This is a genomic window from Burkholderia sp. HI2500 (assembly GCF_002223055.1).
Lineage (GTDB): Bacteria > Pseudomonadota > Gammaproteobacteria > Burkholderiales > Burkholderiaceae > Burkholderia.
The window spans coordinates 707,816-723,172 of the sequence record NZ_NKFL01000007.1; the positions used below are offsets into that span (position 1 = coordinate 707,816).

The 15,357-nt window shown below is 60.7% G+C and carries 17 protein-coding genes and 1 pseudogene; 9 read left to right on the plus strand and 9 right to left on the minus strand.

The genetic code is table 11. The annotated features are described in order from the left end of the window. The first annotated feature begins 141 nt into the window (after positions 1-141). On the plus strand, positions 142-996 hold the full coding sequence (locus tag CFB45_RS35460) for a DJ-1/PfpI family protein (RefSeq protein ID WP_089429760.1): 855 nt from the start codon (positions 142-144) through the stop codon (positions 994-996). A 124-nt stretch (positions 997-1,120) separates the two neighbouring features. Then, a complete protein-coding gene (locus CFB45_RS35465) occupies positions 1,121-1,603 on the plus strand; it encodes a YybH family protein (RefSeq protein ID WP_089429761.1) in 483 nt (160 codons plus the stop codon). Positions 1,604-1,703: 100 nt separating this feature from the next. Here CFB45_RS35465 and CFB45_RS35470 read toward each other — a convergent pair whose 3' ends face one another. Together CFB45_RS35470 and CFB45_RS35475 are read right to left on the minus strand one after the other, a co-directional pair. Then, positions 1,704-2,651: a GlxA family transcriptional regulator gene (locus CFB45_RS35470; protein WP_089429762.1), complete on the minus strand. Its 948-nt coding sequence runs from the start codon at positions 2,649-2,651 to the stop codon at positions 1,704-1,706. Positions 2,652-2,816: 165 nt separating this feature from the next. Continuing rightward, complete coding sequence (locus CFB45_RS35475) at positions 2,817-3,800, minus strand: AraC family transcriptional regulator (protein WP_089429763.1); 984 nt, start codon at positions 3,798-3,800, stop codon at positions 2,817-2,819. Positions 3,801-4,005: 205 nt separating this feature from the next. Here CFB45_RS35475 and CFB45_RS35480 point away from each other — a divergent pair, with 205 nt between their 5' ends. After that, positions 4,006-4,842, plus strand: coding sequence for an alpha/beta hydrolase (locus CFB45_RS35480; protein ID WP_089429764.1), 837 nt, complete (start codon positions 4,006-4,008; stop codon positions 4,840-4,842). Positions 4,843-5,222: 380 nt separating this feature from the next. Here the strand turns inward: CFB45_RS35480 and CFB45_RS35485 are convergent. The 5 genes and pseudogenes from CFB45_RS35485 to CFB45_RS35505 all read right to left on the minus strand — a co-directional run bounded on the left by CFB45_RS35485 (position 5,223) and on the right by CFB45_RS35505 (position 8,975). Continuing rightward, a pseudogene (locus CFB45_RS35485) lies at positions 5,223-5,771 on the minus strand (glutathione peroxidase). A gap of 306 nt (positions 5,772-6,077) precedes the next feature. Next, positions 6,078-6,404 (minus strand): EthD family reductase, encoded by a 327-nt coding sequence (locus CFB45_RS35490; protein ID WP_089430128.1) that lies wholly within the window; start codon positions 6,402-6,404, stop codon positions 6,078-6,080. A gap of 257 nt (positions 6,405-6,661) precedes the next feature. Next, a complete protein-coding gene (locus tag CFB45_RS35495; RefSeq protein WP_089429765.1) occupies positions 6,662-7,108 on the minus strand; it encodes a lysozyme inhibitor LprI family protein in 447 nt (148 codons plus the stop codon). Between the two features lie 211 nt (positions 7,109-7,319). Beyond that, positions 7,320-8,324, minus strand: a complete 1,005-nt coding sequence (locus tag CFB45_RS39700; RefSeq protein ID WP_256978488.1) for a hypothetical protein — start codon at positions 8,322-8,324, stop codon at positions 7,320-7,322. 186 nt (positions 8,325-8,510) lie between these two features. After that, positions 8,511-8,975: a GNAT family N-acetyltransferase gene (locus tag CFB45_RS35505; protein WP_089429766.1), complete on the minus strand. Its 465-nt coding sequence runs from the start codon at positions 8,973-8,975 to the stop codon at positions 8,511-8,513. Positions 8,976-9,125: 150 nt separating this feature from the next. Here CFB45_RS35505 and CFB45_RS35510 point away from each other — a divergent pair, with 150 nt between their 5' ends. The 3 genes from CFB45_RS35510 to CFB45_RS35520 all read left to right on the plus strand — a co-directional run bounded on the left by CFB45_RS35510 (position 9,126) and on the right by CFB45_RS35520 (position 11,592). Continuing rightward, positions 9,126-9,788 (plus strand): GntR family transcriptional regulator, encoded by a 663-nt coding sequence (locus tag CFB45_RS35510; RefSeq protein WP_089429767.1) that lies wholly within the window; start codon positions 9,126-9,128, stop codon positions 9,786-9,788. Next, a complete protein-coding gene (locus CFB45_RS35515; protein ID WP_089429768.1) occupies positions 9,772-11,013 on the plus strand; it encodes a dicarboxylate/amino acid:cation symporter in 1,242 nt (413 codons plus the stop codon). Before CFB45_RS35510 ends, CFB45_RS35515 begins: the two co-directional genes overlap by 17 nt. Before the next feature lie 174 nt (positions 11,014-11,187). Continuing rightward, positions 11,188-11,592: a hypothetical protein gene (locus CFB45_RS35520; RefSeq protein ID WP_089429769.1), complete on the plus strand. Its 405-nt coding sequence runs from the start codon at positions 11,188-11,190 to the stop codon at positions 11,590-11,592. A 386-nt stretch (positions 11,593-11,978) separates the two neighbouring features. Here the strand turns inward: CFB45_RS35520 and CFB45_RS35525 are convergent, their stop codons facing one another. Then, a complete protein-coding gene (locus tag CFB45_RS35525) occupies positions 11,979-12,293 on the minus strand; it encodes a hypothetical protein (RefSeq protein ID WP_089429770.1) in 315 nt (104 codons plus the stop codon). A gap of 202 nt (positions 12,294-12,495) precedes the next feature. Here CFB45_RS35525 and CFB45_RS35530 point away from each other — a divergent pair, with 202 nt between their 5' ends. The 3 genes from CFB45_RS35530 to CFB45_RS38795 all read left to right on the plus strand — a co-directional run bounded on the left by CFB45_RS35530 (position 12,496) and on the right by CFB45_RS38795 (position 14,733). Further along, entirely contained in the window at positions 12,496-12,711 is a 216-nt protein-coding gene (locus CFB45_RS35530) for a hypothetical protein (protein WP_089430130.1), read from the plus strand. Between the two features lie 430 nt (positions 12,712-13,141). Next, on the plus strand, positions 13,142-14,149 hold the full coding sequence (gene pstS, locus CFB45_RS35535) for a phosphate ABC transporter substrate-binding protein PstS (protein WP_089429771.1): 1,008 nt from the start codon (positions 13,142-13,144) through the stop codon (positions 14,147-14,149). 155 nt (positions 14,150-14,304) lie between these two features. Next, positions 14,305-14,733, plus strand: coding sequence for a hypothetical protein (locus CFB45_RS38795; RefSeq protein WP_144025266.1), 429 nt, complete (start codon positions 14,305-14,307; stop codon positions 14,731-14,733). Here CFB45_RS38795 and CFB45_RS35540 read toward each other — a convergent pair. Then, on the minus strand, positions 14,714-15,313 hold the full coding sequence (locus tag CFB45_RS35540; protein WP_089429772.1) for a DJ-1/PfpI family protein: 600 nt from the start codon (positions 15,311-15,313) through the stop codon (positions 14,714-14,716). The genes CFB45_RS38795 and CFB45_RS35540 overlap by 20 nt on opposite strands. Positions 15,314-15,357: the final 44 nt, after the last annotated feature.

Genomic DNA, 15,357 nt, shown 5'->3' on the forward strand with positions numbered 1-15,357 from the left:
CGGTTCCGGAGCCCGGCATGTCATCGCGGCTCATCCACCTATCCGACCTCACGTTCGCCACGCTTTGAGTCACGGCGGCTATTTCATCCGGCCCAGCCTCGTAACGCTCGCAGCAGGGCCGACCCGCAAGGAGAATTGATCTTGACCGACAGTAGCGAAAACAATGCTTCCGGACCGCCGCTCACCCAAGCCGGTCGTTCGCGCCGGGATGTGCTCAAGTTCGGCAGCATCGCGACGCTCGGCGCCGTCCTCGGTGGCGGCGCCCTGCTTGGGCACGCCGCCCCTGCGCTTGCCCAGACCGGCAGCGACGGCGCACTTGCCCCGAGCGACCCGCTCGATATCCTGATCGTCAATTACGACGGCGGCACGCTGCTCGACTTCGCCGGACCCAGCGAAGTCTTCCATCGGCTACCGAATACGAACGTTCGCTACGCGAGCCTCGATGGCGGCAACGTGACGCTCGAATTCGGCGTCGTGTACGGCAAGACCGAGCGGCTGGCCGATATCGACAAGACGGACGTGCTGCTGGTCCCCGGCGGGTCCGACCTGTCGGCGCCGATGCGCCCCGCCTATCAAGCGCAGATCCGGCGCCTGGCAGAAAGTGCCCAGCATGTGACGTCCGTCTGCAACGGATCGCTCGTGCTAGCCGCAACGGGAATTCTCAACGGCAAGCGAAGCGCCTGCCATTGGGCCTTCGTCAACAAGCTGGCCGAATACGGCGCCATTCCCGTGCCCGATCGCTTCGTCGAAGACGACAACGGCCGGTTCATGAGCGGCGGCGGCGTGACGGCGGGCATCGACTTCGCCCTTCGCGTGGCGGCGAAGCTGCGCGGTCGACAGGCCGCCGAACTCACTCAGCTCGTGATCGAATATGATCCCGCGCCGCCGTTCCACTCCGGCCATCCGAGAGATGCACGGCCGGAAGTCATCGCGATGGTCGACAAGAAACTGCCCGGTGCATCCAGGGGGCTCGCACGCGTCCCGGGCGTTCGTTGAATCGCTTGCAGGCAATGTGAGCCAACCCATCGACAGACTGCGATGAACACCGCGACCGACATTGCCTGCTTCATCCTCCACCTTCGCAGTCCTTTCCATTCAAACCATGCACGAAAATCACTCGATGCAACAGACCCGTGTTTTCACTGCTGCTCTTGCAGCCTGCTTCACCTTTTTTGCGTTTGCCGCGCCCGCGACTGCCGCTGGTTCGCCACGTCCGCCCGAAGCGGCCATCAAGGCCGAGAATGCGCGCTGGGCGGATGCCTTTGCGCGAGGGGATTACGAGGCGATCGGCCGCCTCTACACCCGCGACGGCACGCTCTTGCCGCCCGGAGGCAACAAGATCACGGGACGCAACGCGATCATCGGGTACTTCACCAAGGGGTATGCCGGATCAAAGCCCGCCACCGTATCGTTCAGCAATGACGAGTTCTACGGTAACGACCGGGTCGTGACAGAGGTGTCGGATGTGGAGGTCCGCGACCACGACGGACAACTCAAATTCCGCGGCAAGCAGACGCTCGTCTTTCTGAAAGAGGACGGCGCGTGGAAGTTGCATCGCGACATGTGGAACGATGACGGCCCGCTGACGGCGGATGGCCATTGAGCGTCTGGTGAAACGCATGGCGATCTACCCAACGCGCCGCTAGTCCGCGAGAGGGGCCTCGGCCAGGCAGCGCGCGGATCGGCCGGCAGACGATGGTCGATCAGCGCGCGCCGTTCGATCGGCTCTCGCGTCGAATCGCTTGCGGCGGGTGCCCATGCAGTTTGATGAAGGCCCGCCGCATCCGTTCCGGGTCGGTGAACCCGACAGCCAGCGCGATCTGCTCGATCGGTTCGCTGCCGCCCTGCAGGCGCAGCCGCGCCGCTTCGACACGCAAGCGCTCGACCGCCTTCGCCGGTGTTTCTCCGGTTTCCCGGCGAAATGCGCGCCCGAACTGCCGCAAACTCAAACTTGCGGCCTCGGCGAGCCGCTCGACTGGCAACGCTTCCGCCAAGTGTTCCCGCGCAAAATTCAGCGCGATGCGAATGCGATCCGATTCCGGCTCCATCTGCGACATCGCCGAGAACTGGGACTGACCGCCCGGTCGACGATACGGGACCACCAAAAGCCGGGAGACAGCGCGCGCAACCTCCGCACCCATGTCTTTTTCAATCAAGCCGAGCGCCAGGTCGATGCCGGACGCGATGCCCGCCGACGTCCAGATGCGGCCCGCCTCGATATAAATACTGTCGCCCTCGACCCTGGCGCGCGGGAAGCGCGACTGCAATTGAGCCGCGTATCGCCAGTGCGTCGTCACGCTCACGCCGTCCAGCAAGCCGGTTTCCGCAAGCAGAAACGCCCCCGTACACACGCTTGCCACCCGCGCAGCCCTGGCGCCCAGTTTTTTGGCGGCGGCGATGTTCTCCGGCGTCTGCATCGGATCGATGTCACCGCCCACGAAGATGACGGTGTCGAACGTGCGCCTTCCGATCGGCTTCGTGTCGACCGACAGGCCCGTATTGCCGGGAACCGGGCCGCCGGACTGCGAGATGACGTGGAGATCATAGGGCGCGTGGCCCGCCGCCGTGGCGACCTGGTTGAAGGCCGACAGTGGCCCGCCCAGATCGAGCGCATCGTAGCCACGGCAAACGAAGAATCCGATTCGATGCATAACGAAGTCGTTAACTGGAAATCCCGAAAAGTCGCATTTTATAAGGAACCCTCAAATAGCGCCATCCAGCCTGAAATAAGGGAAATACGTCGTTTACGTCGTGATCGATTGTCCGTACGTCTAACCGCCGACATCTGCCGTGCCACGATGGCAATCAGCCCCACTCTACCCCGCATTCACCTTCCGCCACTGCATCGGCGACATCTCGTACCGCCCTCGAAACGCGCGACTGAACGCCGCTTCCGACGTATACCCAACGCGACCGGCAATATCCGAAATCGGCGCGCGGCTGTACCGCAACAACTCCGCCGCCCGGTCGAGGCGCCAGGTCGTGAGGTAGCTCAGCGGCGCCTGCCCCACGACACGCTGGAACCGGTCTGCAAAAGCCGACCGCGACAGATTCGACAACTCGGCAAGATCACTCACGCTCCACGCCCGCCCGGGATCCGCATGAATGGCCGACATCGCCGGGTTGATCCGGCTGTCGATCGCGCCGGACAGCCACCCGTGCCCCGCCGAGCCCTCCGTCGCCCAGGTGCGCAGCAACTGGACGAAGATGACGTCCAGCAATCGGGAGATCATCGCGGCGGCGCCCGCGCGCGGACTCAACGCCTCGTCGAGGATGAAATGACAGCTCAGCTCCAGCCACTCGAACGGCCGTTCCCGCAACCCTTTCAGCACCAGCACCGGCGGCAGCACGGACAGCAACCGTTGCGACAGCACGCCGTCGAATCCGAAGTCGCCGCACAGCCAGGTAGTGTCGCCGCTCCCGATCGTCAGGCGCTCGCGATCGTAGTACTGTGGCGCGAGATCCGTGACGAGACGCGCGGAGCGGCCCGGCCGGTCGGAGATGACATGGCCGTGGCCATGCATCAGCATGACCAGGTCTCCCTGCGACGCGTGATAGCGCTCGTCGATCCCGTCCACTTCGATCGCCACGCTGCCGCTGCGGATGATGTGCAGACGATACTTGCCGGCAGGAAAGCGCAATCCGAAAGGCGCCGATGCCGCGCACGTGAAGACCGTGTTGCCGCGGATGCGGATCAGCTCCAGCACGTCGGAAAAGGCATCCCGCTTGAAGGCGAACGGATCTGCGTCATCGTCCAGCGCCGTCGGCGTTTGAGCAAAGAATTCCGGCTTTTTGGCCATGTCGCGTACTCGGATGGTCTTTATGATGGACACATCATTCACGCTGAACGACGCCGGTGTCAAAGACTATTCTCAAGGTGCGTGGCATTCGGCAATCGCGTAGTACCCCTTGTTTCGTTGCTGGCAAGCATGGGGCGGACGGATCCGGAAACACGAGGTCTCACGGGCGCGATGTTCGTCATCCAGCAATCACAGGAGCAGGGATATGAATCCGGAAACGCGTACCGATACGGTTGTACTGATTCACGGCCTGTGGATGACGCCGTTGTCGTGGGAACATTGGGTCACGCGCTACGAGCAGCGCGGCATGCGCGTCATCACGCCGGGATATCCGGGTGTCCAGCCGGGCACGGCCGGCGTCGAGGCGCTCCGCCGCGACCCGTCGCCGCTGGTGAATCTCGGCGTGCGCGAGATCTTCGATCACCTGGCCCGAACGATCGCCGCGCTCGACACCAAGCCGATCATCATGGGGCATTCGTTCGGCGGCGCGTTCGCCCAGCTTCTTCTCGACGCGGGCTACGGCTCGGCCGGTGTGTCGATCGACGGCGCCGCGGTGAAGGGTGTATGGGCGCTACCGTTCAGCCAGATCAAGGCGGCGTTCCCGGTCCTGCGCAATCCGGCCAACCTGCATCGTGCGGTGCCCATCACCGAGCACGAGTTTCACTATGCGTTCACGAACAACCTGAGCCTCGAGGAATCGAAGAAGGTCTATGACCGCTACGCGGTGCCCGTGTCGGGGCGGATCCTGTTTCAAGGCGCGTTCGCGAACGTCAACCCGAATGCCCCGACGCGCTACAACTTCGCGAACGACACTCGCGCACCGCTGCTCTTTATCGCCGGTGGGAACGACAACATCCTGCCGCCGACCGTACAGCGCGAGAATTTCGAAAGGAATGCGAAGGGCTCGCGTACGATCTCGGCGTACAAGCTGTTCGACGGCCGCAGCCATTACACCTGTGGCGAGAAAGGCTGGGAGGAGGTTGCCGACTTCGCGCTCGACTGGGCGCAGGCGCCTGCGGCAGGGGATCTCGGCAAGGGTTGAGTTGCTGGTCAATGGCCCATAAACGGCTATGGCCGTGAACCCGCCTACTCTCCTTCAACAACTCTACCGGGCGGCCGATCCAGCCTCGCACGTCGATTCTTTTATCGCTCGTGCATGAGGCGAGTCGCGCACGATTGGCCGTGAACATGTGAACCCCGTGGAATCCTGAACGACGTCTTGTAGCGTCAACAGACCGTTGAACGACTTGTCGGCCTGACGCATTCTCCGGTTCGCCATTCGAGGCAGGCACCCCGTCGCGTTCCGTTTTCAATGCGCGAGCGGCACGTCGGAGGACATGGTGTTGGATTGCCCCGTCCTGGCACCCTCGACCACGGGTGCAGGTCAGGCAATCCATCCTGGCACGCGTCACGCGCGCCGGCTTACGCGGCCTTGGCCAGCTCCGCGTCGATGGCGGCGACCAGCTTCGGGTCGTCCGCGGTCGTATCGGGCGAGAAACGCGCGACCACTTCACCCGTTCGGCTCACGAGAAACTTCTCGAAGTTCCACAGCACTTCGGGCGCCGGGTTCGGTTGAATGCCGTAGCCTTCGAGGCGCGTACGGAACGGGCCGTCGCCGGTCGCCTGCGGCTGCGCCAGGGTGAGCGAGCGATAGAGCGGATGCTTGTCGTCGCCGATCACGGAGATTTTCTAAAACAACGGAAACGTCACGCCGAAGGTGCCGGTGCAGAACGACTGGATCTCCGCATCGGTGCCCGGCTCCTGGCCCTTGAAGTTGTTGGCGGGGAACGCCAGCACTTCGAGACCCTCCGCGCGCTTGCCTTCGTAGAGCGCCTCAAGCCCTTCGTATTGCGGCGTCAGCCCGCATTTGGACGCCACGTTCACCACCAGCAGCACTTTGCCTTCGTAGGAACGCAGGGTTGTTTGCGCGCCGTCGATGGCGTTGACAGGAATATCGTAAATCGTGCTCATGTCTGCATCCTTCAATTGATCAAATCGGTTGGCGAGCCGCAGGAATCGCGGTGTATCGCGTTCATTGGAAAACCGTGGACGTCGGTCGGCAAAGGCGTGTTGTCGACGCTCGTGATCTGCGCGTGGCAGAGCCCTATCCTACTGCGATCGGTCAACTTCCTGCTTGCAGGCGCGGGCCGTGGGGGCCAACAGGCGACCTGGAAAGGCCCAGGCTTCGATACAACGGCAGAATGGCTGCATAAGCATCGCCCCGTTGCCGGGGTACGCCATCAGCGGATGCGGTGCGTGGCAATATCCGAACCTTGGTCAGACTTCGGAACGCTCTACAACCACCTCGCTGATTTGAAGCACGGGCTGTATATCCGTGTAATTGGCGATGTCGGCCATGATCTCCTGCGCATGCGGGTCGCGCGCCGCCTGGAAAGCTTCGATAGAAGTGCAGACGAAGTCGCATTTGGCTACGTAGACAGGATCAGTGCCCGGAGCACCGCCTGCGATGCCCTTGTCCACCGTGTAGTACAGACATGCCGCACCGAGCCGCTGCTTCACCATTGGCATGTGCTTGTCGCGGTAGTAAGCATGATCGAATCGCGCGCCTGCGGCGTACGGGTACATGACACTGACTTTGATCATCGGGTTCTCCTGTTGCTTCATGGGAATCGAGGCGCCAACGCTCGCGAGATGGCGTCGAGGCCGCTGATACGGAGCGCAGCGGTTCTTGATTTTGCAAAAAACTCATCGAATTAACGATCCTATCCGATCAATGTGAGGCGAAGACGGCGGTTGTATCGCTTTCAGATCGTCGCGGTCAGCGCTTCTTTTCTGCTGGGCGCACCAGACTCTCTCCAGTATCCGTCAACCTGGCAATGCTGTCTTTATCTAGCGCTGCGCTACTCATGGCCCACTTGCTTGAGCCACGCGTTTAATTCGCGCGTACGATCACGTGTTCGGTCGATTTCGCAAGTCAGTAGATCAAGATTACGATCTGCGCCTGCCTCGTTTATCAGATACCAGGCGGTACACTCGTTGTCGAGAAAACGGACCCATTGCCGCTGAGCCTGGACAAATTTCACCTTGAGTGCCGGATAGTCGACGTACTCGTCACGTGGCCGAGACATCGACTTTAAAACCTTTTGGTACGTGCGATTCAATTCGTCGTCTGCTTGCTGATATTCTTCTTGGCTACGCTGCAGCAAGCACTCGGGCGCCACGCTATCAGGTGTGCAATTCCGCGCTTGCGCAGCAGTGAACCACGAACATGTCAGCGCCATGGCGACGCCGAGCGCTGCGCGACGACGGCTGAACGCCGATGCGCGAGCATGCACGCTTGCTCCCATTCCTGTCTTTCCCGTTCAAATTGTGATCTGAGTCATTCTCGCATCGATCGCGGTCAACAGCGCCGACCGAAGCAGATACCGCCGACTTGCTTTCAACAAGCGCGACCAACGTTGAAAAACCGCTTGTCAACGAACGGCACGACCATGTCGGGTGACTGAAAATGGCCGATCGCAGCCACCCATCCACTGCGAAAACTGGTCGGATTCGTCTTTACGAAGAGGACGATTCGACGCAATCACTTCGACGAATCAGGACCCTTATCGCGCGCAACAGATGTTGGTTTATCGTCGGAATCAGAGTTGCCGGAATCTCATGAGGTCCTGCGGTTCGGAAATCGGCCGCTCGCAGGATGTGAGCCTGTCCGCCGTTGAATTGCACGAACGCTTCGATCGTCGGGTCGTCCCGTATTGCCGCTTTCATGGCATCTTCATCGAACCACTTTGACGAATAGAGGGTGAATGTCGGTGTATCGACTGGCGGAAGCGCCCGGAAACCTGCGTGAACGAGCCAGTCGAATTGCGCCCGGTCCATCTTGACGATACTGGACGCGCCGTAAAGACTGCTACCGTTGCGCGCGAGATGGTCGATCCACCAGTCGTTTTGCCATCGCTCGTAACCGAGCAACGCACCTTCCAGGCGCTCCATGTTCTCGCAGCCATCGCCGTGCAAGTTGATGTTCTGACGAAAAAATTCCAGAGCCGGGATGCGCCACTCCTCGCCTTTGAGCGTATACAGGATTTGCCCAATTCGACGCGCTGGACGGCCTGGTCGTGCCGGTGCATCAACGATGATTTCGTGCGAGTGCAAGACGCCTTGAGCCACATACTCGTCGAAGCGTGCCTTGAGTAGGACCGACGGCCGCCATTCGCTGTTGAATTCGATGAACCCGAATGGTTTGCGCCCTTGCACCATCAAAGCCAGCTCGTAACCTGTATGGACAAGGTACGGGATACGAACACCAATATCGACATACTTCGAGATAACGGCATCGCGCGAACCATGATCAAACTCGATCGCAAAGGCGTCGCATACGGCCGCGACCTGTGCCGGCGACAGAAGATAATAGTCATCGAGGTCCGCATCCTCGGGTGCGTCCGGGTCGACCAGCCGCCGCAGCGCATCCAGGTCGTCGGTTTCGAATCGAATCTCGAGGCACGGATACAGAAGATCCGGATCGATCGCCGACAGAATGAACGGGGTGCTCGGATAGGCCATGGCAGTCTCCGGTGCGTCAGTTTGAAGACATCGACATACGGCAGGTCACCTTCGATCGCCGATGTTTCCAAGTTGATCGCAGAAATCCACGGACATCACACGCAATCGGAGACGGCTTGGCGCAGAAACGCTGGACTAGACCACGCAGACACCATCTGGTCGTCTGACGTCAGTAGCAAACGAAAATCAGTCCCCGATCTGGCGCTGCATGAGATAGAACCTCATGTCGTCGCGCCCCTGCATTGAAACCGGTTTCGGATCGCGATTAAAGCCGAGCATCTCATAAAATGGGTATGCTGATTCGCGCGCCGTACACCAGAGCAATAATCCACGCTGTTCGCGGACATGGCGAATGGACAGATTGACCAGAAGGCGTCCGAATCCCAGACCACGCACCGATGGATGGACGGCCATGCCGCGAAGGCGCCAGGCTTCAGCGTTCAAAACACCGGATTGTCCTTCTTGACACACCGACGCCACCGCCACAATGCCGTCGTTATCACGCACGGCAAAGTGCCTTGTCGTCGGGGCGAGGTCTCCGGGTAGCGCACTCCCTTCTTCATCTCCGGCCATCAAGATTGCGGCCCTGAGGGGATAGGTTTCTTCCGCGCGAACGGCGCAGATGGTAAAGCGCACATCTTGTGAAGTCATCTAATTGTCGGCTCGCTTCATCACGCAGATAGTCTTCCGGTTCGCTTTCAGCATACCCACTCGCAAAATTATCAGTTGCCGGGCGTAACCAGTAAGGGTAATTTCCTATCCGTTATCTCTTTTTCAATCATACGCTAACTGCGATCACAGATGACGTCGAAAGTCTCGACAGATGCAGAGCTTGCCTACGACGAGATCCGATCGAGGATCTTTGACGGCCGCCTTGCGCCTGGGCAGAAAGTATCCCATCGAGGATTATCGGACGAACTCGGTTTCGGCCAAATGCCTGTGCGCAGCGCATTGCATTTGCTCGAGTCCGAAGGGCTGGTCGTCGTGATCGAAAAGAGTGGGACCTACGTCGCCTCGCCGACTACGAGTGATCTCCGCGAAATTTTTGAAATGCGGCTGGCCCTCGAGAGTACAGCGGCGTTTCTTGCAGCCAGGTCGGGCGTAACGGCAGACCTTCGCGACGCGGCAGAGAAAATGCAGGTGCTGATTGACCAGGACGTCGCGGACATCATGCTCGAGCAACGTGTCGGTTGGGTATTTCATCAAGCATTGTTTGCCGCCGCAAGAAACGTGCGAATCTCATCCGCGTATAGTCTATTACGAGCCCAAACCTTGGCGCTAAATGAACTCCCGCGTAGCGACGCCGAAACCGTTCGGCGCGGCACGATCGAGCACCTGAAAATCTTTCACGCAATCGAAGCAAACGACGGCGAGCTTGCGCGTCAGCATATGTGGAATCACATCGTTGACGGCACGCCCGCCCGGATAAAACTACTAAAGGCGCGGCATGAACACGAAAAATAAGGGGCTTTCCCTCCCGCTGCAAATGCTTGGCGGCCTTGTCCTGGGCGTCGCTTGCGGCGTATTTGCTCCTGGCTTTGCCGGGAAGCTGGGCTTTCTCAGTGCGATGTTCGGCCACGCGATCAAGATGGTCGTCATGCCGTTGATCTTCCTGTCGGTCACGGTCGGTGTCTTTCGTGCGGGCCGACTGCGCGAACGGCTCGGAAAGGTCGCACTATCCAGCATCGTCTTCTTCGTTTTGATGACTGGCCTGGCTGCGTCGCTCGGCCTGCTGCTCAACTTCGCATTTCGGCCGGGTCTCGGTGCGAGCCTCACGCACTCCGGATCGATGCCTGCAGCACTCGCATCCAGCATCGACTGGACGAAATTTCTCGTTGATTTGATCCCCGCGAACATCGTCGCTGCGCTCGCCGCAGGGAATTCTCTCCCGGTACTCGTTTTCGGCGTCATTTTCGGTGCGGCATTGGCGGCTGCCCCGGAGCGAGCCGAGCCTGCGATTGCCGTTTTCGAGGCGCTGCTGTCGGGACTGTTCAAGATGACCCAGTGGGTGATCGCATGGTCGCCGCTCGCGATCTTCGCCGCGATCGCGCAGCTGTTGTCGGCCAAGGGCTTTGCCGGCGTGCACTCGCTCGTCGAGCTTCTGGGCGTGGCCTATCTCGGCATGGCGATTCTGGCGGTGGTACTCACCCTCGTCATTCGCGTCGCCGGTCAGTCGCCTCTCGCCGTTCTCAGGAAAGTGAAGGAACCGCTGATCCTGGGTTTCACGACGCGTTCGTCCGAAATTACCTACCCGTTGCACCTGAAGAAGCTGGTTGAATTCGGCGTTCCCCACGGCGTGGCGTCCACGATCTTGCCGCTCGCCTATATTTTCAATCGCGACGGCGCGGTCCTCTACACGGCCCTCGCGGTCGGCTATCTGGCTGACGCCTATCATCTCGCCTGGTCCTGGCCGCTGGTGATCACGATTTTGATTTTGACGATCATCACCATCGACGGCGCAGCCAACGTGCCCTCCGGAGCAATCGTCGCCATCACCATCGTGCTGACGTCGATCGGGTTGCCGGCCGATGCGGTGCTGCTGCTGTTGGGCGTCGACGCCTTTTTCGACATGGGGAGAACTGCCCTGAACGTCTACGGGAGCACGGCGGCGGCGGCTGTCGCGGTGAGGCTTTCCGGTTCGGAGGACGGTATCGCCGCCGAAACCGTAACGCGTCAGGCAAGCGTGTGAGTGATTCGGAAGGGACGGGCGCAGGGCGCTTCACTGTTGCGCCCGCCCATTGCAAGGCGCCGGGGCACATCCACTCGGGCATCCAGATACGGCGACGAGAACAGGATTGGATGATCGTTCGTTTCCATTGATCTTCGGTTAGCAGAACGACGGATCTTTTGCAGGAGAAACAGTATGGTTGGTTCAGAGTCCGCAGATTATTTCATGCTGCGCCTAGGCACGCCGCATCCGACATGGGCGTTGACTGATGACAGCAACATGATTGGCATCGGCAATCGTGACGGCGTGGTGAGTGCCCTGTTCGAGCTGGATCGCAACCAGATCGCACGGATTAGAGCATTGGGCCAAGCGGTAGAGAGAGTCAGGTGTATTTGCGACCGCGCGGGCCGGGAGCTGCACTTTTATCTCCACGGCAGACAGGTGTCTCCCGGCGTGTGGGCCGGAGTCGCGTCGGCCGATCCCGACTATCTGCCGACCGCCGCGATGATCTCAACATGGACAGTACCGAAGAAGCCCTGCGATGCCTTCAAGTTTCCGAGCGTGAGAGCACGTGTGGTCGCATCCGTTAGCCCAGCCTAAACTGCGATCACAGATTATTGCGCAAGGTCGAGCCGGATAAGCCCCGACTTTCGGGGGCCGATCGTTTGACATGTTCGTCCGGCCGCGCGCGCACGCCGTTCAGTGCCTTTGGTTCTGGCACACTCAACCTCGGATCGCCAGGACCATTTTGCTGGCCAGTTCATCGGCCAGCACTTTTCATTCATGGGTATTCGGTCATCGAGCGACGCCCTTTCATCGCGAAGCTCAAGCACGAGACTACGCGGAAGCCCGCAAAAAACATCCCGCCAACCCTGCAGCAGAGCCTGCGCCGCACGTGACGAGACGCAACGCGTGACGCTCGCCAAGCCCCACGCCCGCCGGCTCCAAGACCGAAAACTCTGCGCTCCTCAACCGCCCTACGGCGCTCACCGCATCACCGCCCAGGCCCCCTGCTCGCCCCGAGCGCTCCCCGTTCGAACAAAATCCGAAACATTCAGCGAAACCGTATCGGCCTTCGCCTTTGAGCGCGTCTTCCGCGCGACTGCCAGGATCGGCGTCAAATGCTCGTAAAAGCATTCGAGCTGTCGTGCGTCAGACGCCAGTCGCTCAAGATCGCACGCCCGCTCGAGAATCAATCGAGCAATATGAAAACGCTGAAGCCCGTGGCCGACCCGAATCTGAAACACGACGCCATCGCTGCTATGCGGCACCCCCGCCCACACAAGCGAACTGCGATCCATAAAGCCTCCGAAAAATCCCAATCGTCACACCAATATGCCAGCCATCTCCGACGTTGCATATTTGTATTTCAAAATTGTGGCGTTTCACACATTGGCATTTTCGTAAAACTCGAATATTGCGCCGCAGCAAAAGTATCCGTAGACTGGGTTTGCGCGTCCGATGTAGTTGCCCCGCAGTCGTCCCATGACGGGAGAGCACGCGATGACGACTTCTTCACCAGCACTGAACCAGGCCCCCCCTGCGCTCCACGTGTTCCAGCAAGATGGCGGCTGGCACTGGGGCATCACGGTTCCTCGCTCCGCGGGATCCGGCTTCAAACTGATCGCATTCAGTACCGACATCTTTTCCACGGAAGACACCGCACAACGCGACGGCGATCGGGCGTTGGCCTCCATCGTCGCCAGTGACGTGCATTGATTCTGGCGGATCGGGCAAGTGCGCCTTCCTTGAATTTTCACAGCCAACTGCAATACTCCTATCACCCTTCGTTGCGGGACCCTTTACCGCGCGCGATGACGGACTTCGCCCCTTGTCTGACCTACCCGATCGTCGGTGACGATCCAGGCCAGCCGGTCGCTGCCTGCGGCCTCGGTTGCGGTACGTTGCAATCAAGCTCCCGGCGAACGTCATACGAGAAAAATGCGGCACAGCGGCTGCTGCAACCACGCAATGACGCACCGTGCTCGAAAGCAATCGAGAGACGATCACTGCCGCGGTCAATCGACAGACGTTGCCGAAAGGCGGCCGACAGCCCCCACCCAACCAGTCAGACTGCTCAACCGAGGCCCGCTTGCGGGCCGGCATGCCGATAGCAGACAGGAGACGTTACGTGAACATCCGGATCTTGATGCCCTGCGCCCTGGTTCTTGTTGCCCTCCATGCTCACGCGGCAGATATCACCGGCGCAGGCAGCACTTTCGCAGCACCGATTTATGCAAAGTGGGCCGATGCGTACAAGAAGGCGGGCGGCGGCAAGGTCAACTATCAAGGCATCGGCTCGTCGGGCGGCCTGAAGCAGATCAACGCGAAGACGGTCGACTTTGCCGGTTCGGACGCTCCGCTGAAGGATGACGAGCTCGCGAAGGCAGGCCTGTTCCAGTTCCCGACGGTGGTCGGCGGCGTGGTGCCGGTCGTCAACGTGCCGGGCGTGAAGGCCGGCGAACTGACACTGTCGGGCCCGGTGCTCGGCGACATCTACCTCGGCAAGATCAAGAAGTGGAACGACCCGGCGATCGCCGCGCTGAATCCGAAGGTCAAGCTGCCGGACACGGACATCGCCGTGGTTCGTCGTGCTGACGGCTCGGGCACGAGCTTCATCTGGACGAACTATCTGTCGAAGGTCAACGACGAGTGGAAGTCGAAGGTCGGCGAAGGCACGGCGGTCAACTGGCCGACGGGCACGGGCGGCAAGGGCAACGACGGCGTCGCAGCGTTCGTGCAGCGCCTGCCGGGCGCAGTCGGCTACGTCGAATGGGCGTACGCGAAGAAGAACAACATGGTCTACACGGCCCTGAAGAACTCGACGGGCACGGTGGTCGAGCCGAAGACGGAAACGTTCAAGGCCGCTGCTGCCGGCGCGAACTGGTCGAAGTCGTTCTACCAGATCCTGACGAACCAGCCGGGCAAGGACGCGTGGCCGGTCGTCGGCGCGACGTTCGTGCTGCTGCATGCAACGCAAGAGAAGCCGGCACAAGGTGCGGAGACGCTGAAGTTCTTCGACTGGGCATTCCACAACGGCAACCAGGCCGCCACGGAGTTGGACTACATCTCGCTTCCCGAATCGGTGGTGTCCGAAATCCGCACGCAATGGAAAGCGAAAATCAAGGATGCTTCCGGTAAGCCGGTTGCAAACTGAGGATTCCCGATGAGACGCGCAATCGCCCGCATTCGCCTCGCAGCGCAGGAGGACGCAACCGCCGATCGACGCACACCGCGATGGCGAGCGGGCCTGATTGAAGCATGAGACGGACACACTGCCGATTACGTTGCAATCAGCGGACGATTTGAGCCATGCGCGAAGAAAGCGCTTCACCGAACCAACGCGCTCCTGAAAAGCTGACCCCCATGCCTTGCGAAGCCTGCACGACCATGCACGCGACTTCCGATCCTGTCGCCCATCGGGAACTGGTGGAATTGCACAAGCCAACGAAACTGCGGCCGCTAGGACGGCCCGCAATCGTCGTGCGACAGTATCGCTGCCGTCTTTGTCATACGAACTGGCTGGTGGAGTCCGATCCGTTGCAAGCCGGCGTCACTGAATGGCTCTGCCTGAACGGGTCAGCGAACATTCTCGCGCCCTCTTCCACACCGCAGCCGGATGACGTGGCAACCGGGCGCGCCGAAGAAGCCGCTATCGGGAACACGACGTTGCGGCTGAACCCGGCGCCTTGCGATGGAGGCAGCGCCATCTTTTTGCGCGCTACGGCAGGTAAGGCGTGATGTTCGTCAACGCGCGAGAAACGTACTCCTCCTTCTCCCCCACCGGCGCCACGTAGTGCAGTGCGCTCCGTGCGGCTTCCTCGCCTTCCAGGCGCGCGATGATCCACGCGGCCAGATACTGCGAAGCAAAGCAGCCACCTGCCGTTGCGACGTTGCCTTGTGCGAAGAATGGCTGATTGAGGACTTCGACGCCCGCCTCGACGACCCAGGGTTTGGTCGTGAGGTCCGTGCACGCCGGGATGTTGTCGAGAAGGCCGAGCTTTGCCAGCACCAGCGTGCCCGAACATTGGGCGCCAATCAGTTGGCGGGTCGGATCGAGATTCAGTTGCTCCATCAGCGTCGCATCGTTGACGACATCCCGGGTTTGAATACCGCTCCCGACGATGACGGCATCCGCCGCGCGTGCGTCCGCCAACGTCGACTGCGCCTGCACGGTCACCCCGTTCATCGATGTGACGAAATGCTCCGGGCATGACAGCGTCACCCGCCAGTCGGGCTTCTTGATTCGGTTGAGTACGCCCAGCGCGATGAGGGAATCGAGTTCGTTGAAGCCCTGAAAGGTCAGAATGGCGATGTGCATGGGGTGCCCTGGCTGAGGTCTGTCGATGCATATTGCCAGATCGG